At 44.2% G+C, this 21172-nt stretch carries 15 protein-coding genes and 2 pseudogenes; 8 read left to right on the top strand and 9 right to left on the bottom strand.

The features are described from left to right. Positions 1–13: 13 nt before the first annotated feature. Positions 14–814, top strand: a complete 801-nt coding sequence (locus tag ACIFSR_RS11170; RefSeq protein ID WP_430057413.1) for a DUF2935 domain-containing protein — start codon at positions 14–16, stop codon at positions 812–814. A 165-nt stretch (positions 815–979) separates the two neighbouring features. On the opposite strand, the pseudogene ACIFSR_RS11165 reads toward ACIFSR_RS11170, so the two are convergent. Together ACIFSR_RS11165 and ACIFSR_RS11160 are read right to left on the bottom strand one after the other, a co-directional pair. Next, positions 980–1212, bottom strand: a pseudogene (locus ACIFSR_RS11165) (DUF3850 domain-containing protein). A gap of 185 nt (positions 1213–1397) precedes the next feature. Beyond that, positions 1398–2054, bottom strand: a pseudogene (locus ACIFSR_RS11160) (DNA adenine methylase). Between the two features lie 493 nt (positions 2055–2547). Between ACIFSR_RS11160 and ACIFSR_RS11155 the strand changes: the two are divergent. Further along, complete coding sequence (locus ACIFSR_RS11155; RefSeq protein WP_339207494.1) at positions 2548–2871, top strand: WGxxGxxG family protein; 324 nt, start codon at positions 2548–2550, stop codon at positions 2869–2871. Between the two features lie 204 nt (positions 2872–3075). Next, positions 3076–3594, top strand: coding sequence for a DUF3231 family protein (locus ACIFSR_RS11150; RefSeq protein ID WP_339209525.1), 519 nt, complete (start codon positions 3076–3078; stop codon positions 3592–3594). Positions 3595–3958: 364 nt separating this feature from the next. On the opposite strand, the gene ACIFSR_RS11145 is transcribed toward ACIFSR_RS11150, so the two are convergent. After that, positions 3959–4156 (bottom strand): hypothetical protein, encoded by a 198-nt coding sequence (locus ACIFSR_RS11145; protein ID WP_430057411.1) that lies wholly within the window; start codon positions 4154–4156, stop codon positions 3959–3961. A gap of 428 nt (positions 4157–4584) precedes the next feature. On the opposite strand from ACIFSR_RS11145, the gene ACIFSR_RS11140 reads away from it, so the two are divergent. The 3 genes from ACIFSR_RS11140 (at position 4585) to ACIFSR_RS11130 (ending at position 6545) form a co-directional block, all read left to right on the top strand. Further along, complete coding sequence (locus ACIFSR_RS11140) at positions 4585–4767, top strand: Arm DNA-binding domain-containing protein (RefSeq protein ID WP_430057410.1); 183 nt, start codon at positions 4585–4587, stop codon at positions 4765–4767. A 53-nt stretch (positions 4768–4820) separates the two neighbouring features. Continuing rightward, positions 4821–5276, top strand: a complete 456-nt coding sequence (locus ACIFSR_RS11135; protein WP_430057408.1) for a tyrosine-type recombinase/integrase — start codon at positions 4821–4823, stop codon at positions 5274–5276. A gap of 213 nt (positions 5277–5489) precedes the next feature. Next, positions 5490–6545, top strand: a complete 1056-nt coding sequence (locus tag ACIFSR_RS11130) for a M23 family metallopeptidase (protein ID WP_339207491.1) — start codon at positions 5490–5492, stop codon at positions 6543–6545. A 68-nt stretch (positions 6546–6613) separates the two neighbouring features. Here ACIFSR_RS11130 and yunB read toward each other — a convergent pair whose 3' ends face one another. Further along, positions 6614–7744: a sporulation protein YunB gene (yunB, locus tag ACIFSR_RS11125; RefSeq protein WP_430057406.1), complete on the bottom strand. Its 1131-nt coding sequence runs from the start codon at positions 7742–7744 to the stop codon at positions 6614–6616. 150 nt (positions 7745–7894) lie between these two features. Between yunB and ACIFSR_RS11120 the strand changes: the two genes are divergently transcribed. Beyond that, a complete protein-coding gene (locus tag ACIFSR_RS11120; RefSeq protein ID WP_339207489.1) occupies positions 7895–8278 on the top strand; it encodes an STAS/SEC14 domain-containing protein in 384 nt (127 codons plus the stop codon). Positions 8279–8292: 14 nt separating this feature from the next. Here ACIFSR_RS11120 and ACIFSR_RS11115 read toward each other — a convergent pair whose 3' ends face one another. Beyond that, a complete protein-coding gene (locus tag ACIFSR_RS11115; protein WP_339207488.1) occupies positions 8293–8985 on the bottom strand; it encodes a response regulator transcription factor in 693 nt (230 codons plus the stop codon). Further along, complete coding sequence (locus ACIFSR_RS11110) at positions 8982–10457, bottom strand: sensor histidine kinase (protein WP_430057404.1); 1476 nt, start codon at positions 10455–10457, stop codon at positions 8982–8984. The genes ACIFSR_RS11115 and ACIFSR_RS11110 overlap by 4 nt, the downstream gene beginning before the upstream one ends. Before the next feature lie 156 nt (positions 10458–10613). Between ACIFSR_RS11110 and ACIFSR_RS11105 the strand changes: the two genes are divergently transcribed. After that, a complete protein-coding gene (locus tag ACIFSR_RS11105) occupies positions 10614–10829 on the top strand; it encodes a hypothetical protein (protein WP_339207486.1) in 216 nt (71 codons plus the stop codon). Between the two features lie 69 nt (positions 10830–10898). On the opposite strand, the gene ACIFSR_RS11100 is transcribed toward ACIFSR_RS11105, so the two are convergent. The 3 genes from ACIFSR_RS11100 to ACIFSR_RS11090 form a co-directional block, all read right to left on the bottom strand. Next, positions 10899–17576, bottom strand: coding sequence for an S-layer homology domain-containing protein (locus tag ACIFSR_RS11100; protein ID WP_430057403.1), 6678 nt, complete (start codon positions 17574–17576; stop codon positions 10899–10901). A 251-nt stretch (positions 17577–17827) separates the two neighbouring features. Further along, positions 17828–18868: an NAD(P)/FAD-dependent oxidoreductase gene (locus tag ACIFSR_RS11095; RefSeq protein WP_076271014.1), complete on the bottom strand. Its 1041-nt coding sequence runs from the start codon at positions 18866–18868 to the stop codon at positions 17828–17830. Between the two features lie 167 nt (positions 18869–19035). Beyond that, positions 19036–20985: an AraC family transcriptional regulator gene (locus ACIFSR_RS11090; protein ID WP_430057400.1), complete on the bottom strand. Its 1950-nt coding sequence runs from the start codon at positions 20983–20985 to the stop codon at positions 19036–19038. Positions 20986–21172 lie beyond the last annotated feature (187 nt).

Genomic DNA, 21172 nt, shown 5'->3' with positions numbered 1-21172 from the left:
GGAGATGCTGCCATTGTTAGATCAGTCATTTGTAGCTCGTTCTTTAGAAGAAGTTAGGTTTTGGTCTCGAATTATGAAAGAGCATTCTCTATTTCTTAAATTGGGTTTCCGTTGTGAGGATACCCAATTAATTAATGAAGCAAATCAATTCTATGCCGTCTTTGAAGCAATCGAAAATAGATCAAATGCATTTACATTTGGAACAGATCCCTCTGTAATTAAAAGATTTAATGAAGAGGTGCATACTGCTGTATCTTATATTTGGGCTTTCAAAAGAAAAGTGCTCGGTTTAATACTGACGTGCCAACTTCCAGGTGCAAACAACTTTCCATTGTTAGTTGATCATGTGAGTAGAGAAGCTAATTATTTCAGAAATCGTTTGTCGGAATTAAATTTAGGTCGGTTGGAGCCGCTGCCCGACGCTATTATCGACGAGAATGTTTTCTTTCTAAGAATCATGGCTGACCACGCCAAATTCATTAGTCACTTGCTTGATCCATCCGAGCGGCAATTAGTTGAACAAGCAAATAACTTTAGTCAAGAATTTGATACATTACTATTTCAAGCAAAGGATTTGGAATCTATGCGTCCTCAATCGCAAACTGTTCCGCTACTTGACCAATTTCTTGATCAAAATAGAGTATCAGTTAAATCGCTTCGTGATTTTAAGAGAACAGCTCGAGACCTAATTGAAGCCTGCCGAATAAAAAGTATCATTCATCCGTTATTGGCGGATCATGTATTTCGAGAAGCAGAACATTTCCTCGTTATAATTGATATGTTTGAAAATAGTCTGACAGGTAAACCAGCTTAATCTATTGAATCATCGGGTTATTTCCCTTTTCATATTTATTCCTTATTCAGTCGGTATTAGTTAGATAAAATCAAATAACTATACATTACGGTTGCTAATACCTGACTGGCTATGGATAAATCAGGAAATACTATCATATCTCGCACTTCCCATGTATTTCTTTATTCATGCGAATCCCATTATGATATATCCGTCTTTCAAATATTCGAAATCATCAAGAATATAAAAGACATAGACTTTGGCGGCATTGCCGCTATACCCTGTCTCCGGACTCCACTCCTGCAACTCAGTGTATCTCCTACTTTAAAATTACGATCTTTTCGCCGTACCTCAAATGTCTTCACCCCACTAACGACATCCTTGTACCATTTTGGCAAAGTTTTAAGAATATGCTGCATATTCACCCTCCAAGTTCCTCAATATTCAAACCTGTCCATTAAAAAAGCTTCAGTTGTTCGCCAATTGCTTCAGCAGCTATTGTGTTGATCCAGAGAACTTCGGTTCGCGCGGATCCATTTTCGATAATTTGTTTTTGCTCCTCACGCATCCAGCCAGAAAGCATAGATTCATAAAGAGGATGATTTTAGCCTGATAAAATTGCTGGACCAGAGTGCTGCAAGAGTGCATGAAAAAGTTCAGTGTGATCCTCATCGGACATTTCGTTTTCATAAAGCTTTCCATTTCGTGTATCCATCAAATATGGTGGATCTGCGTAAATCAAAACGTCTGATCGATTATATCTATTAACGACCTGCAGGGCTGGTCTATTCTCAATCTGAACGTCTTTCATTCACTCAGCCACATCAATGATTTTTACAGGTAGATTGTTCCACTGCTTTACCCGATAAGAATCATCTGCGGTTCCTCTACACTTCCAACCCGATATCGATCCAGTCTTTACCCTGATCGACTGCCAGCAGCGAACTAGGAAGCGCCTCGCCCGTTCAATTTCATTTTCAGAAAGCTTGTGAGAAACTAAATATTCTTGCCATGAGTACGGTGTCCAATGAACTGCGTCAGCATTTTGATCTTGGTAATCTCGAATTACTTTAAAGAGATTAATTACATCACCGTCGATATCATTGATAGTTTCCAACCCAGAAGGTTGTTTGTTAAACAAAACCGCGCCAGATCCAAAGAATGGTTCCAGATAAACAGAATGCGATGGCATATGCTCAATAATCCATCCAGCCATGTTCCACTGGCTACCTGGATAGTGCAAGATTCTCGGTGCTCCCATCGATCCACCTCCCATGTACTTCTGTATTCAACGATTCAACTTCTAAACTCATACATTTCTAAAATACATTTTTGACCAACGGGCATAATAACCTCGGAGGTGAGTTTTGAGACGTGAAATGCTTAAACTGTGAAAATCTAAAAAAGCTAAAAGGTCTTAAGCATACCTGCTACATTTGCGCTATTATTATGGCTCGGTAACAACTTTTGTCACTCCAGTATATACTCTTAATGAAATCCCCCCTATCCTAGGTACAACTGCCATGGATTTGATGAATTTCATCTATGTTCAATGCTGCCCATCACTCGAATCTTTCTAATGGAATGTGAATTGTTTTAAACAGTTAAATAATCCTCATTGCCTCGGTTATATAAGCCGAGGATTTTTTTAAGTACTTCAATATTCATTGAGATACATAAAAGCAGAATATTTTATTTTCAGTAAGGGAAACTTATAAACGTAATAAATTTGAATACAAGGAGAATTAGTGAAAATGAAAAAAATTTACTCGTTGCTATTTGCCTTTACAATCCTATCATCCGCACTGTGTTTCCCTGCCTTCGCGGAACAATCAAATCAAGTAGATAGGATGACAACAGATAACAATCGCATGAACAGTTATGGAACAAACAACACAACCACTAATCAAATGAATGGCTATGGCGATGGCTATGGAGCAAATAACACGGGTATGAATGCAAACAACTATCGGACAAATGCGACAACAGACGATAGAAGAAATAATTGGGGCTGGCTTGGTTTGCTTGGCTTAACGGGCTTAATCGGATTAAGAAGCCGAGATCGGGAACGTACTTAAGCAAGAATAGAGAATCGTTTTTCATGAACCCCTGCATTTAATGGGGGGTTCATTTGAGTGCAAAATAGCTTCGTTCATTTTTTCTGCCTAATTCGAAGTGTTTCCAAGTATTTTTGTGAATTTCACCCTTATTCGTATTATTTCTGTGTAGTTAAGCATATTAAGTCAGTTCAAAAAATTAATGAATCAAAAGGAGCAAATCAAATGGGAATTTTAAGTGGTAATCCAAAGGATGAACCAATGCACTACGGTGAAATATTTAGTGTTTGGCAGGCTTCAACTGTAGCAAAAGGCGCTGTATCCTGTTACCAAGCATACTTAAATCACGCTGGAGACAAAGACTTAAAAAAAATACTGGATGCTCTCATTGATCAAGCAAAGATGGAAATTAAAGAATGTGATACATTGCTTACTGATAACGGAATTGCTTCCGCACCTATGATGCCTGAGAGACCCCCTGTTAAACTCGAAGACATCCCTGTAGGCGCAAGATTCTCTGATCCCGAAATTGCTGCTAAAATTGCCAATGACACATCACTTGGACTAGTTGCTTGTAGCCAAGTTATGGGTCAGTCTATTAGAGAAGATATTGGAGCTTTATTTGCGAAATATCATCTTACTAAAACAGCACTTGGCGTTAAAATACTTGAACTGAGCAAAGAAAAAGGTTGGCTTATACCTCCTCCACTTCAAGTTAAACGACCAGAGACTGTTAACGCATAAAAATAAGTTGCCCAACCTGCCCATTGGGCAGGTTTTTTAATCCTCCTACAAATTTCCCTTTCAAACTACTTAAAGATTAATGTAACAAGTTTGCTACTCCCGTAATCTTCAACGTTCAACTTACCTGTATACTCCTTAACGACCTTCGGACATAATAACTCAGGAGGTGAGTGCCTATGAAATGTGCATATTGTGAAAACTTAAACCTTATAAAAGGAAGCAGAAAGTTATGTTATATTTGTGCTATCATCAAACGTTAAGAGAATGACAATCTAATTCCAGAGGTCCCGTACATTAAATACGGGTCCTATAGTAATCAATATTCACTGAATTACATCGCAACTTCTGACAACAATCTCTTTAATCATATGACCATTGCCTTTTTGAATCTGTCCGTTTTCTGTCCTGCGGATTGTATATCGCCAGCTGGGGCTATTAATTCCTTATTAATGATCACTCCTTCGACAAGCTTCCGCCCATCACGGATATAACCACCTAAGAGCGGATTTTCACGAAGCATCGGCACACGGACGGTGTCACCAATATTTGCAGCGTCACGCATATAACGAATATCTGCACTACGCTTGATAACTTCTTTTTTCAGTAAATTCTTTTGCTTAACATGCATCTTGGTTGCGTAATATGCAAATTCCGATAATCGTACTGATCATAATGCTGTATCAAACTTACCGCCGTTATCCGCACACTCAAATGCTAGGATCTCAACTAAAGCTAATTTATTATTCAATTTAAATTACACAGGTACTTTAGCCCCGTGACCGCTTTAGCCGTCACCAAGAGTCACTCGGCATTCATTTACCTACACTTAAGGATTACATATATACAAAAATTAAAAAGGAATCTGAAAACATAGAGATACAAGATATTTCGTCGTCTATTATTGCGAATTCATGATATTGAGGAAATTATGCAATGCGAGATTAAATCCCATCTTCGGTGGAGTTAATTTTAGAAAGAAGGAGAGTTATTATGGCTTCTTTTACTAAGGTAAAAGCTAAAAACAAACAAGGTTATAAATGGATTTGTGTTGCCGATGGACCACCCGATCCTATTACTGGTGAAAGAAGACAAATATCCAGGAGAGCAGACACAAAAAAAGAAGCAAAAGAACGTGTGGAGGACCAAAAAAGAAAAAAACAAGTAAGAATTTAGAAAATGAAAGTCTAGATAATAAATATTTAGAGAAAAACGAAATTGCTGAGTTTTTGAATATTGTAAAATTATTTGGTCGTTTCAATGATCTTGAAATGTTCTATTTATACATTTTCTCAGGTATGCGTTCGGGTGAATTATGTGCCTTACAATGGAATGACATTAATTTTGAAACTAATGATATACGTATTAACAAAACTCTCTACACTCCAAGGGGCAATATGAGCGAGTACAAGTTAACCCCATCTAAAACAAAAGGTTCCACTAGGACATTCGATATTGATGGAAGTGTGATTGCACTAATCAAAGCACATAAATTAAAACAAATCGAAGCCAAAAATTCGGCAATCAGCCAAGGTATTAAATGTGTTGATTCTAATTTTGTAATCTCACGAATTAATGGTCATCCTTATACACAACGTATGATTTATATCCGCATGCAACGAATTATAAGAAGGACAAGCATAAAGAAGAACGCAACACCCCATATTTTTCGCCACACACATTAGAATTCATTTTGGTGAAATACTAGAACTCAAATAAATTTTAGTGACAGTATTGTGATTTTTTATGTGACTTTATTGTCGATATCATCCTCCAAACCCTTACATTGCCTGTACAACGGACTATAAATTTCAAATATGATAACATGTTTCGTATAAAAACTAATGATTTGCAAAACATAACGTTATAACCGTCATGCTTTTGGAAGGGTGAGACGTTTGAAACTGACTATTCCTATTGTTGCAGCAATAACCGCAGCTTCTCTGTTCATTGTCACGCCCGTCAGTTCTGTAAAAGCAGCTCCTGCTGTCAAGCAAAAAACTGATAAGGCCCATGAGCAAACAGTCGATGCTGAGACCGATCCCTTTTCCGTTAGAAGAGGCTTGTATGACAAATTAAGCTTATTTACCGAAGTGCCTTGGTTCTGGATTGCAGCCATCGATCAGTATGAGCGATCCATGTCTAAAGCACGTCCAAAGGCTCGTCCAATGCTTGGGAACACCGTTGGCGTGTTTATCGACCAGGAACGCTGGGTCGGCCCGCTCAATCCGAATACGGATGACAGCTCGCCGGTATCGATCAACTTTTTTAACGGGATTGGCCGCGATGGTGACGGGAATGGACAAGCGGAACGAACAAGCGACATCGATCTTCTCTATTCACTTGTTAGCCGCGTTGCCGCGTACGGTATCTCCAATGATGATTTCGCAATCGGACTTTGGGAGTATTATCAAAATAATCGTTCAGTGCAGCGCATCCAGCAGTTCGCCCGAATCTATGAAGCATTTGGCCAGCTTGATTTGTTCGAGCATGCATTCCCGCTGCCAATCAGCACTCATTATGCCTATAACAGCACCTGGGGAACCGGGCGAAGCTGGGGCGGCAGGCGTACCCATGAAGGTACCGACATTTTCGTAAGGCATGGCGTCCCTGTTCGGAGCACCTGTTATGGCATTGTTGAGGTGCAGGGCTGGAATCCCTACGGCGGCTGGAGAATTGGCATTCGTGATCTAAACAATTTTTACCACTATTACGCACATTTGTCCGGCTTTGACAAAACCGTTAATATAGGCGATGTCGTAAAGCCTGGACAGGTTGTTGGATGGGTAGGAAGCTCTGGTTACGGCAAACCCGGGACGCAGGGAAAGTTTCCTCCTCACCTGCATTATGGCGTATACAGCGACCGCGGATTAATTGAATGGTCGTTTGATCCATATCCGATGCTGCGCCGCTGGGAGCAAGCCGAGCGTAAACGAATGCGTTCCGGAAATTAAATCAAAAAATATAAAACGACTTTATCGTCCTCTTTGCAGAAGACAATAAAGTCGTTTTTATATGTATGCTATTCAGAAGATGAATTTCCCGAACTATTTGATCCTTGGTTAGAACCTTTAGAATGATTAGAGCCTTCGTTCGTTGCTTCTGTTGACGGTCCTGCATTAGTTGCTCCAGTGCCTGAAGACTCTCCATTATTGTTGTTTTGTGGACTGGATGTAACTCCGCCTCCCGCACCTTCGCCGAGCGGAACCGAGATGTTTGGCGCCTGCGCAGCCGACTCGCCTACAGGTTTGCCCGTATTGTCGTAATAGTACATCGGCACGTCGCCGACTACTAGCAAATATGAAATCGGAATATCCGTTTCGACCAGCTCCGGCTCGGTATCAAACGGAATAATGATCGTAACCTCCGCTATTATGCGAATGTATACCTCAACCAAAATCATATTGATGCCGGCATCCTTCTGACGCGTGCTAAGATCTACCTTAACAGCCCCAACCGGCTCGAATTTCACTGGAACTCTTGGGCCATATGAGGAGATGATCGCACTACCCAGCGCATGCCCAATCGGGATATGCTCCGGTATATCCTTCATTTCATTTAAGGTGTTTTGGACGGTGTTTATCGTTTGCGAGGTGATCTTCATATGCTCCGCGTAATTAAGCATGAAGCCAGATATTTTCCCATTGCTGTTCATCTTCCAGTCAATAAGGTTGCTGCTGTCCGATCGGCTCGCTACCTGCTCGGTTATCGCTTTATTGATAGCCTGCGTGGCGATTTGCTTTACTCTGATTTTCGCTATATTCATCAGCGGCGGCCGTAAATTTTTCTCAATATAGACGAAGGATTGGATCGAAAAAACCATAAAGACAAGCAGGGCTATAATAAAGATTGTGCGGCGTCTTATACGAGGCTTAGCAGGGCGAGAGCCCCAAGTGCCGCCTGATCCGCCATTGCCGCTGCTTCGGCTGCTGCTGTATTTTACGGCTGGACGCCTAATGCCCCATTTTCCGCTGCTTGCACTTGTACGAGCTCCCGAACCCCATTTCTTTGGTGCTGGCCTTGATGAAGCTGAGCTTCCTCGACTGCCCCAAGTGACTGATTTTACTTTAGAGAATGGACGGCCAGACCAAAGCTGCATACGGCTGCCGCCAAATCCTCGAAAATGCCAGCCTCGCCTTCCCCATTTCGCCAATCCGATCCCCTCCCGCACCAAGCTGCACACTCTTTATTACCCATACTTATGCAGAACTTGGTCAAAAAAGAAGACGACCTCAGCAAGTTGCAGCCTTATTGACATTATGGAAACGATATACATAATTGTAACTAAGGGAGATGAATCTAGTTGAGTGAACGCAATATTAGCACAACCGTTTCAGGAGATTTAATTGTTACTCGTCTGATTGGAAAAATAAGCACAGATGATGTTAATGACTGGTTTAATGGTTTCGAGCAGGCGTTTCAGCCATTCATGGCAGAGGGGCGAAATTACCGTTTGTTAGTAGATCGAAAAGGCTATACACCCGACCATTATTCGGTTCAAAAAGCATGGAAAGATAAATTTTTTAATGAAAGCATTTTGAGTCATAGCAAAGCCATCGCATTCCTATTGGAAGATGGTGAAATTCTGAATCACTTGCAGCAAACCAATACCAAACCGTCTGTACAATTTTTTAGCGATGCTGAGCAAGCCTTCCACTGGTTAAATAACTATAGCGTACCGGAATAGTCTATTTAATCCGCCTAAATCGTTAGCCGATACCCTGCGCCCCAAATGGTTTCAATATATTGCGGATTCGAAGGATCCGCTTCTATTTTTTCTCTTAACCTGCGTATATGAACGGTTACCGTCGCAATCTCGCCAAGTGAATCCATCCCCCACAGCTGCTCAAACAGCTCTTGCTTGCTGAATACATGATTGGGGTTCAACGCTAGAAAGGACAGCAGATCAAATTCCTTTGTCGTGAACTGCACCTCGTGGTCGTTGACGTACACGCGCCGGGAGGAGGTATCAATCTGCAAGCCGCGTATTTGGATCTTATTTGAGGCTTTGGTATCGCGGTTTCCCATCAATCGCTTGTAGCGCTGCAAATGTGCTTTCGCCCGGGCGACCAGCTCACTTGGACTAAACGGCTTCGTGATATAATCATCCGCCCCTAAGCTTAACCCGCGAATTTTATCGATCTCTTCTTTTTTGGCAGATACGATAAGGATAGGAACCTCCTTTACCGCACGGATTTGACGACAAATCTCATACCCATCCATGCCTGGCAGCTGCAAATCTAGTACGATCAAATCATATTCACCTTCTACAGCAGCGCGGAGCCCCTCTGTTCCTGTTAAGCATATGTCCGCAGAAAAACCATGCAGCTCAAAATAATCCTTTTCCACCTCAGCTATCGACACTTCATCTTCAATAATGAGAATTCTCGTCATGTTCGTCCTCCTATGCTCCTCGCGAGCGGCAGCTTGATGATCATACTAGTTCCTGCTCCAAGCTTGCTCTCAGCATAAATGCTGCCGTTATGCCCTTCGATAATTTGTTTCGTAATCGCAAGTCCTAGGCCGCTTCCACCCGTTTGCTGGCTGCGTGAGAGATCCTCGCGGAAAAAACGTTCAAAAATAAACGGGAGAGCTTCCTCCGATATTCCTGAGCCGCTGTCGCTAATCATTAATCTAACAAAATCAGTCTCCACACTAAGCGATATCGCTATTTGCTTTGGCTCGTCCAACATAAATTTCATGGCGTTGTCCATAATGTTGGTTAGAACCCGCTTCAGCTTATCTCGGTCGGCAAGCACATTGGTAGATTCCGAATGAACAATGTCCCACGTCAGCGCAACGCCTTTGTCTTGCAAATCAAATTGCAAATCCTCGGCATAGTCCTCTATGAATTGCCCCAAGCTGATTTCCTCGAATGTAAACGGCAGCTGCTTCAAATCAAGCTTCGAGTAAAGAAATAGCTCGTCAATCAGTTGATCCATATGCTCGGCCTTCGTCAAAATCGTGTTCACATAACGCTCCATCTTTTGCTTCGTATCCGGTACACCGTCCCGAATGCCTTCGATGCTTGCTTTAATTGAAGTAATCGGCGTTTTCAGATCATGCGTAATGTTCGCGACAAGCTCCTTGCGATTTTGCTCATATTGCAGCTGCTTCTCTACCGATTGCTTCAGCTTCATTCTCATATCTTCAAAGGCTTCGCTTAACCTTGCAATCTCATCGCTGCCTACCGCTTGCAGCTCAAACTCCAAATCGCCTTCCTTAATACGCTCTGTCGACTTCCGAAGCAAATCAAGCGGCTTAATAATACTACGCGTCAAAAAATAATAAAGCAGCATATTCATGAGCAAAAGCACGATAAACAGCACGCCTAATATAATAGGCAAGAGTGTACGAACAACCTCTGCAAATGGACTGCGCTCCCTTACAACGAGTACGCTTCCCTTGGATTGATCTGGAAAACGAAAATCAAATTTCGCATAAGCATAAAAATGGTCCCCTATTTGCAGGGTGTTGCGGATTGCATTGTTTTCCATCTCATAGTCAGGCAAAAACGTGATGAATTGGGGCTGTTTTACGGACAAAGACGAATATATCGCCTCGTCGCCTTTTCTTATAACCAGCTCCGCTTGTACCGAACGAAGCTTGTAATTATATTGATCGAGCAGTGTATGATCAAGAAGCGAGTCGGGTTCATTTTTCGCCAAATACTTTAGATCAAGGAAAATCGTTTCCTCCTGCTCAGACAATGGATTAACGGAATAATGAATATTGTAAAAGTCCTTTACGCTTCGCACATCGCCTGTTATCGCTACTACAAAGAGCAGAGCAGCGGCAAGAAACAATACGATCGTAACGATAAGAATACAGCTGTAGGACAATAGCAGCCGAACGCGGATGGACATACTAGTATCTCCTTCTCCTTTTTGACAATTCGTTTTTCGTGAATACAATGTAACATAGGTTGCCTGAGGAGACAAAGAGAAACAAAGACAACTTTGCAACACGATCTAACATGGGATAGACTATAAGAAATCATTTTCCGTATTAAAGGAGTATATATGGCCATTAATCGACGACTCAGCACCGATCAGGATTTTGAAGAGGTTATCGAACTGCAGCAGCGCATTCGCGTGTTTCAAGACAATCAGCTCATCGATGCCAGCTCGCTGGTTGTGCGGTTTGATGATAGCACGATTGTGACCCAATCGGGGGTAAGCGATATTGCCTATCATAACCGAAAAGAATGCGAGTTTTTTCTACTTAGAAAACGCTAGGTTATACAAAAAAACGGTGTCGCCCTGTTAGCCCTCGCGGGACAGGTAGACACCGTTTTTCATTGCATATTACTTATCCAGCAGCTCTACGAACTGCAATAACCGTGTGATCATCGTTGCTGCTTCGGCGCGGCTTGCTAGATCTAGAGGCAGGAATGATTGATTTCCTTTGCCCTCCAATATTCCTGCTGCTGCAACCTGAGTCACCGCATCAAGCGCCCAGCCATGTATAGCTGCTTCGTCTTTAAAGCTGGCAGCCTCATTAACTGCTTTCTTGACGTTAGCTCCTGCTGCTTCCGCAAATTTTAATGCGCTTGCTGCCATTACTGCCATTTGCTCGCGCGTAATGGTCGTATTCGGACGGAAGGTTCCGTCCTCGAAGCCTTTAATCAGTTCAAATCTTGCAGCTGTTGCAATCGCATCCGCATACCAAGCGCCCGGCGCAACATCGCTGAACGCCGACGCCTGCTTGCCTCCACTATTTTGGAGGCCAAGCGCTCTTACAAGCATTGCCGCAAATTCAGCGCGCGTAACTGTACGGTTAGGAGCAAAGCTCGACGCCGTTGCACCGCTCACAATTTGTTTGGAAGCGAGCAGCTCAATATTCGATTTTGCCCAGTGGCTGCTAATGTCTGCAAAAGTTTTGGGATTTAAAGCGACTACGTAGCTGCTGTTGCTAGTACTCAAAATGGTGACAGTGGTTTTCCCTTCAGCTGATCGGAACAAAGCCGGAACGTAACGGAAAGCTCCCGTTGCCGGATCAAATACGAGCGCTGTTGCTGTTTTGGCATCCAGTTCACGGTCTACTGTCATCGTACGCTTCACATATTTGCCGCCAAGGTTGTGTACTTCTGCTGATGCGCTTCCATCCGAGACGGAAATAATAAAATCAAAAGGATCACCTGCAAGCTCAAAACCTGCGGCTTTGGCTTTAGCTCGAATGTTATCAAGCACCAGTTGACTAACCGGCTTAATTGAGAAAGTTACAATTAGCTTACCGTTATTCGCAAGCTTTGCCTCCTCCAGAACGCCGTTTACAAGCTCCAGCGGGAACTCATACGACGCTGTACCCTGCTCCATGACGACAATCGCATTTGGACTGCTCTTAAGCGCGTCAAGAAGAGCTTGTGCGGAGAAGGAGAGATCTCCATTTGATGTTAACGCACCTTTGGCGAAAATGATCCGCTCAAGCTTGCTTGCGGCATCTGTCTTTAGCTTGCTGTCATTTTGAGCTGTATTAATCGCACCGCCGATTTGGCCTGAGCCTGAACCGCCAGTGCTGCCTTCATTACCTTCCTCTGGCAAAACGACCGCCTTCACTTCCACCGTATAGACTCTGCTTTGCAAGCCATGAGTCACAGTAAATGTCGTCTGGCCGATCTTTAGCGCACTAAGCTGTTTATCTTCACTAATTGCTGCAATGTCTGCTTTCGCAATCGTTATGATCGCATCCGCTGTGACATCGACGCCTGCTTGATCAAACACCTTTATGGCTTTTGTATCACCCACAGTCAACGACAGCGGTCCTCTATCGCCATTCTCAAGAGCTATGCGGAATGGCTTCGGACGATTGGCAAAACCTTCATTTTGCTCGGTGAACGATAATTGATCATTTAAGCTTGCTAGTGTCGCTATCCGCTCGCCACGCACAATGACATTATCCACCTGAATATTGCCCGACACCCCGCTTGTCACATCTATTCCGTTTGTACCCATACCGTCGAGCACGATATTATGAAGCTTCACATGATCAACGCTGAATCCGCCGCCGTGTACAATTAAACCGGCATACGTACTGTCGAGTGCGACGTTGTCCCGTACAATGACCTCGCCATTCAAATCCTTCTCGCCAGCAAAAATCCAGATCGCACCTAAGTTAATGTTGTACGCAGAGTCGGCGCTGCCCGTACGAACCAGTGTATTGCGCTCCACTACCGTTGTGCCGCTGAATGCCACAGGATTAAAGCGTGTCGATACGGCAATGCCCGCTCCGTTCGTAATTGTATCTGTACCGATGTTATCTTGAAGCTTATTGTCTTGCCCGCCAAAAACAACGAAGTTATCGGCCAGCCAAGGCAAAGCCACCGTATTAAAACGCGCCGTATTGTTGATGCTTGCGCGTCCTTCCGCCGACCACATCGCCAAACCATCGTCGCCTGGATATCGGATATCCGATTGCTCCATCACACTATTGCTCGTGCCCACGGAGAAGTTGATGCCGTCGGCCATCAAATTGCGCAAACGAAGGCCAACCATATGCAGGCCATCCGTTATTTCGTCGCTGCCCCTTACCTTGGACAGCCATAGCCCTGTTTTTGAATGTTCGACCCAAACATTCTGAATGACCGAGCCTTTGCCGAAGCCGCCATAAAAAGCATGGGTCAACGCTTCATCATCACGGATATTCAGGTCGCCGTCGATGAGTAGATCATATACGCCAATATTAGCACCTTTGCCAATAAACCTCGCACCGATCAGTGACGTATACCACATCCCTGCGCCGCGAATAGTGATTTGATCCAATTCAATCACATCAGCCTTAAGCTCAAATACCCCTTGAGGGAACCATACGCCTTTCCCTTGTTCTTTGGCTGCATTCATTGCAGAATGGAACGCTGCCGAATCATCAATGCCATCACCAGGTACAGCTCCGTATTCGGCAACTGACAGGAATCCATCAGGCTTTGCAAACGGACCTTCCACCTGCTCCATATCGACAAGGTCAATGACATAATAATCTGCCGCATTCTCCGCATCCTTCTGCAGACGGATCGTAGCTCCTGCGGGTATATCACCGATCAAAGCATGTATTTCATCGAAGAAACGATGTGCATTGCCCTGCTTTGGATCATTAGACCATGGATAGCTGCCGTACTCCCAGCCATGCTTCGAGCTAAGCTCTAAATTTTGCTTAAATTTTCCGTTTACGTACAGGCCCAACGTTTCGTTACGTCCAGCCCCGTCTGCGCTGTCTGGGATGACATAACGCAGCACAAGTGAATTAGCCGCCTTTGCTAATGTAAATTGTACATAATCACCTTCATCTACCAGCTTAACCGCCTGCCTGCCCGATGCCTCAGAAGCGATTTCGCGGTAGCTGCGCGACGGTCCAATCAGCTCACCGTTCGTTAATCCATGTTCCGCTTCATAGGTAATATACGGAACTGTCGCTCCGCGGTAAGCAATGCCGATGCTTTGTCTGACTAGAAGGCTATCCAGCCATACTTGCCCCGAATCCGCTGAATCCTTTTGCAGCGTAATCGTATTAATTCCGCTGCGCAGCTGCATTTCAATAACCGCTTCGGACCAGCTTTGTTTTTCTCCAGCTGCATTAAACGCCACTTGTTTGATCCGTATGCCATTCACATACAGGCTAAGCTGGCTTGGCACATCGGTGACGTTCAAGGAACGAAGCTCCGTTAAATAGCTGCCTGCTGCCCCAGCATGAACAGTAAAGCTGATTTTATCTCCCGTTTCTGTGAAGTTCCCAGCGTACCCTGCACCTTTAAAGCCTGTTAACTCCTTACTTACCTTCATGCCGCCAGACATAAAAGCGTTCTCTGCTTCATATCGCTGATTGGAGGCAACGGGCTCAAACTGCCAAAGCGCCTCATCCGCTTGACTCGGCGTACCGTATTGCAGCTTGCCAGCCGTTAGCAGCAGCAATCCGTCTTTCTGCGAAACATTTATCATCCGTTTATAGCCAGTACGATCCTCAATCGTCCATTGTGCCGCATCAATGCCTATAGCCTCACCCGCGATTGCCGCCAGACCATCTGCTTGTAGCGTCAATAGATGTCCGGTAGCTTTGTTTTTCAACAGCCTCCGGCCGTTGAAATCCTGAAGCAGCCATTGGGAGCTCGCGTTATCTGCCCTCACTGAGCCGCTGAGCACCTTGCCGCTGTTTTCATATAAATAACCTGTGCCTGACTTTTCTTTAATACGAATATAGTTCGTGTCGTCAAATGTTGGGGTAGCCGTGTCATTCGTCTTCTCCTCGCCCATTGGCGGCGTCTCGAATTGCTCCGGCGCATTCTCAAACGTCCACTGCACCGATCCAAATGATGCTGGGTACAATCCACGCTCTGCGTAGCCTGCATTATTTTGAACATGAATGAACTCATCATCGTATTTCCCATTCAAGCTGCGAATCATATATTCCGCACCGCTCGGAGTGCTTTCAACTGCCCACTCTAAGAACGCATCGCCTTGAATGGCTTGCTTGCTCTCAATAAAAGCATAATCCCCGGTCATTGTCATGTAATGTCCTGTAGCACGGTTTTTCAACCTTTGTTTCCCGCCCTCTGACTCTATAATCCAATGACTGTAGCCGTTGTTCTCTGCCAAGTTGCCATATAGAACAATTCCTCCATTGTTTTCATATAAAAATTGGCCGTTTGCCTTATTTTTTATACGAATCGGAGCCTCTGGCAAAGGTTTCTCTGGAAGTGCTAGCGGCTCAACTGCATATTGTGCGCTATCCGAATCAGTAACAAGCTTACTTACTTTCGTATATCCCTCACCATCTGAATATAGAAAATGACGAGCCCAACCACTCCGCAGCACTACAAATTTATCAGAAGATCCAGGTTCCATGTTCCACTTCACGCTGCCCCAGCTCTCGTGAATGCCGCCTTGTGCGATAATTTGCTGTGTCGGGGCATCCTTTTCAACATCCCCGCCTACGTGCTCCATTGACACATAGTGGCCAGTCTTGAGGTTTTTCAACCGAACCGAGGTTGCTCCATCGCCCGTGCGCTCCAAATACCAAACTGAGCTAAGATCCGTTTCTGGAAGATCACCATACTTAACCTTGCCTTGATCATCACCCTCAGCGGTCACTTGATACAAATAACTGCCGGTTTGCTTGTTCTTAAGTCTTACATTCGTTAACGCCGCATCTGTCACAGGTATAAACTTCCATTTAGGACTTCCCCATCCTGGATTAATTACGCCGTATTCCGCGTATTTCGTCAGATTTTGCAAGCTAATATACTTTTGTTGTCCAATAACATCATTAGCATCCTGCAAGCTGTGAATGAGCTTTGAGCCACCGGCATCTTCGATGACCCAAATCGCACTCGTCCAGTCATCAGCCACCTCAGTCACATCAATGCGTCCATCCTTCATATTTTGCAAATTAATGTAGTGGCCTGTTGCTCTATTCTGGATGCGTTTGCGACCGTTAAAACGTTCAACTAACCATTGTCCCTTATAATCGCCTTCAGAGACATTGCCGTATTTCAGCTGTCCTGCTGCATCCTCATATAAGAAGAAATTTTGCCATTCATTCTGAATTCGAATATATTGCGGCGAGCCATCCCCGCTAAATGCTGGGTCTTCAAACAACCATTGCGCCGCATTCTCATTTGGCTGAATTGCACTTGCTTGGGCTGCGCCCGTATTGTCTTGAATATGCAAATATTCGCCTTGACCAACATAGCTCTGAATGCTTTGATAGTCATCATAAATGGCTGATTTGCTAAAGGACCATTGATCCTCTGCAGAGCTTTCCGTTAATAAAGATACCTTAAGCGGATCACTGATCTCATTAACTCCTGCACGCGTAACATAATGACCAGTTGCTAGGTTGCGCAGCCGTTTTTTGCCGTTAAAATCTTCCCTTACCCACTGGTAAAATGACTTCTGGCCTGCCTGTGTTGTCAGTGCGCCTACCTTTGCCAGCCCAGCATCTTCATACAAATAAGCAGTACCTACCTTCTCATTTGTAAAATTCACGATACGGTATGGCTGCGTATCCGGCGCCAGCTCTATTCGCCAGTGTGCATTGTCTCGATCCAGAACGGACCAACTGTTCGAGCGTACATGTTTGTCATCAGGAAACTGCGTATTCAATACGTAAATGGTCGATGGAACCGCCTGATAAGCTGCAACGTTCTGGAAGGTGATAAAATCTCCACCCGCTGTGTCAGCTACCAGCCACTCGCTTTTATTCGTGTTGTCCAGTCCGATAGCTTTAATAGGCTCATAGTCTATTCCTTGCGTAATGTAATGACCGGTTGCACGGTTTTTAATCCGATAGGAATCCGGTGTTGCTCCCGGGACAAGCACCCAATGAGATTTGCGATCCGCAGCAGGCACCTCGCCAAAGTCAACGAAACCATTGGCTCCCTCGTACAAATATTGTCCTGCTCGGAACTTGTTTGCAAGACGAATTGGAGCAGCAGACTCCACTGGCTCGAGCGCCCACTGCGGACTCTCGAACGTTATATTGATGTCATTGCTTACTTCCGCAAAGCCGAGCAAATCCTCTTGATGAATAACGAGATTGGCATTCTCCGGCACAGTTGCACTTTTAATGACCACATAACCCTCGCGGCTGGACGCATGAATGGTCCATTGGTCTGCAAGCGTACTCTCCGTTATCTCGCGGCTGGTCAGTGCATCGCGCCGCTTCCCAACCTCTGAGACCGTAATGTAATGTCCGGTTGCACGGTTTTGAATTCGCTTATTGCCATCATGCTCCTCGATGAGCCATTGCGAGGACTCATCTTCATAGCTTGGAAAGCCGTACCGTACGATACCATTTTCATCCTCATACAAATAATTGCTTTGCCATTTGTTCTGGATGCGAACATAGGTTGATTCCGTTACGGATGACACAGCCGCCTCGGGCTGCCCCCCGCCTTCCGATACTACCGCCGTCTCGTCCGCATAGACCGGAACCGCCATAAGCATAAGCAGCAGCGCCAGCATGAATGCCAATATAGACCTTGCACGTTTCATTGCACAAACCTCCCCAAAGGTATACAAGTGCAAACGCATCTCGAAAGCACTCGCTTATGTAAATCCTTCATTCTCTTTCATCATAATTTGGAATCGCTTACATATCGATGTGCATTTCTAGAAATAATAGGTGTTATATTACGAAGTGTAGAGGCATGCAAAAACCCCCTGTCTTAGACAAAGGGTTTCTATACTTATATGGGTAATCTGCTGATTGCTGTGAAGCACTCGCCTTCTAATCGAATGGTATACTATTCTTCTTCTACTACGCCAAGCTCCCGATTTTTCTCCTTAAAACGCTCGTTATGAGAAGAAACATAAGCCATCTCTGGAGCTTCTGGATCCATATACAGCTTCGCGCTGTTGAGTGCCAAGACGCCGTCCGTGAACGTTCCTGCAATAAGTCCAACCTTGCTGCCAAAGCTAGCGAAATCGCCTGCGCCGAAGATGCCCGGAATATTAGTAGCCATCCGCTCCCCAACGTTTGCATTCCATACTCCCATATCAAGACCCCAATCACGGATAGGCCCAAAATCACTCTTCATTCCATGATTGACGATGACAGCATCGACTTCAATCTGCTTGCTTTCCTCCGTTTCCATATGTGCAATCGTTACCTTCTCGATACTTTCCCCATTACTGCTATGAAGCGCAAGCACTTGATAAGGCGTAAGAACATTTACTGAGGATTGTTTCATCCTGGAAACATTTCTTTCATGCCCGCCGAAGCTGTCGCGGCGATGCACGACCGTTACGCTGGCTGCAATGGATTCCAGCTCATTAGCCCAGTCTACTGCGGAATCGCCGCCGCCGGAAATGAGCACTCGCTTATCGCGGAATTTTTCCAGCTCCTGTACGGTATAGTACAAGTTCGTTACCTCATAGCGGTCAGCCCCTTCAATCTCCAGCTTCGCTAATTTTTTTATTCCGTAACCGATTGCCATAATGACCGTTCTTGTATGATGCTTCTCGCCGGTTAATGAAGTCAGCATAAATGTTCCATCAGCCAATCGTTCATAGTCCGTAATTTGCTGTCCGAGCACGATCGTCGGATCAAAGGTTTTGGCTTGTTGGATCAATTGCGCAATTAATTGTTCGCAGCGAATCGGTGTTACCCCGCCTACATCCCAAATAATTTTCTCAGGATAAGTGAGCATTCGCCCGCCGAGTTGATCCTGCGCTTCAATTAATTTCGTTTTTAAATCGCGCATGCCGCTATAGAAAGTGGTATATAACCCACCTGGGCCACCACCAATTATCGTTACATCATAGAGTTCCAATTGTTCGTTCATCGTTTGCCTCCAAACGTCAGTCATGATCAATTTATTTTTGATATTGATTATCACTATCACTTATTAAAGTTTAGGATACCATCCACATTGTGACAATGGACAAAAGTCACCATTTTTTTGTACAAAACTGACTTTTGTTATCTCTATCAATGCTTTCAACGATTCGTTTATTTCGCACCTGCGAGCCAATTAGCTAGTTCCTCTGTCTGTGATAGCGTAGCAATCGGATCAAAATACCATGAGCGTTCCTTACTCCAAATATAGACACGATCATTTTTAACTGCATCAATCAGCTTCCAGATCGGCTCGGTTTTCAAATCTGCTAGCGTTAGCGTATCAGACGTTAATATAATATAATCCCCTGCAAAGTCAGACAGCTTCTCGCCAGAAACCTCAACAATTTGTTCCTTCATCAGCTGCTCCGCTACTTTAGCTGGCGGCTTAAGTCCAAGTGCTTGATAGACTGCTTGTCCGCCCCTGCCGAAATTATCGCCGAATACGCCCGTATTCCCTCCCCAATCCTGCATAACTGAAAACACAGCATCGCTTGGAATGACACTTTCAACCTTTGCTTTGGCTGCTGCAATACGCTGGTCGTAATCAGCTAACCATGCTTCCGCTTCTGCCTCTTTCCCTAACAATTTGCCGAAATAGGTCAATTCTTCATGCGTATTTTTTAGTTCGCCATAAGGGACAACGATCGTCGGTGCAATTTTGCTATACTGCTCATAAGCTGCTTCATTTCCTGTAACGATCATATCCGGCTGCAAATCTATTATTTTCTCTAGCGATACACTCTCGTATTCGCCAATATTCTCCACACCTGCAAGCGCCTCTGAAAAATACGGATTTTTCAAATTCAATTCTGGCGTACCAATTGGTTTAACATTAAGTGCAATAAAGCTGCCTAAGTAGAGATCAACAACGATCCGTTCGGGATGCGAAGGAATTTCGATATCACCTTTTATCGTTGTGATTACTCTAGTCTGAGCCTCCGTTTGCGGCTTATTGGAGGGAGCTGCTTCCCCCTTCGTCGTTAATTGTGATTCCACGGTTGTCATATTTGTATTTAACGTCCCCGTAGAACATGCACTCATAAATAAAGCAAAACAAAACAACAGGGTTGCTGCCATTGATAATTTCAATCCTTTGTACATGGGCAATTGATTCTCTCCTTTGTATTGATAATGATTATCATAACGATACACATTGTAACGCCGGAGCCTCCCTGGAACAATGGACGATCGGCTCGATCTATATAGACGATCTGCGCCGCTTCTAGTATTTTTCAAACTGTCCTTAAACCTACCTGGAGAAACGCCAGCAACCTTTTTGAATATCCGTGTAAAATATAAGCGATCGGAATAACCAACGCTTTCCGCAATTTCCTGAATGGTCGCGCTCGTATTTTTCATTAGCTCCTTCGCATGATCAATTCTCACCTGAATGACATAATCAATGAGACTATGCCCTGTTTCCTTTTTAAACACCTTGGACAAGTTTTTGGCGCTATAGCTTAAGGCCTGCGCCAACTGCTCAAGCGTAATCGGCTCCATATAATGATCATGAATATAACGAAGCGCTTGTGCTGCTAGGTCGGGCTTCGATAGAGATACATCTTGCTTTTGCAGCTGAATGAATACCTCATAAACAAATTGATGAAATAACGTATTGACATGAAACCTCTCCAAAGAATGCGATATTTGCCACTCTTGTGCCATTACGTTAACCATTCGAAACAGTGGGATCGGGTATAGCGGGGCGAAGCCATATTGCATATGGAACGGGTTGTTATTTTCAATAAGTGATAAAATCTCTTGCCTGCAAGGATGCGGAATAAGTGCTTTATAGAAGATTAAGTAATAATCAAAATCCTCCTCCAGCCTGTCTATATCCAAGCACATTCCTTTGCCCCCATGCAGTACATGAAATCGCTCCGCCTTATATAGATGACCGTCCAAACATACATTTGCGCTGCCAATAGTCGTATATAAGAATCCGCTTGCTGGAAGACGGTAGGATTGCAGCCTATCGCCAAGTTTCATCCTATGGTGACGAACATCCAACACCTTAATTGAGGCGTGGTTCCAAAGCCTAATAAGATCATTCCACTCCACTTTCCGAGTTCAGCTCCTCTAGCGTTTACTTTGTGCTGCTCACAGATCGACCGAAGAAAAGCCGACTACTTGATCATGATGGTTCAGCCTTTTATGTATGGTTCCTTGCAGAGCATATTAACAAGCATTCTAATGATAACCATTCTCATTGTCAATTCCTTTCTTACTAGTACCTGGTACTACAATA

Source organism: Paenibacillus sp. NRS-1760 (assembly GCF_050467785.1).
In the GTDB taxonomy this organism is placed as follows: domain Bacteria; phylum Bacillota; class Bacilli; order Paenibacillales; family Paenibacillaceae; genus Pristimantibacillus.
This window is presented reverse-complemented; position numbering and strand designations above follow the sequence as displayed.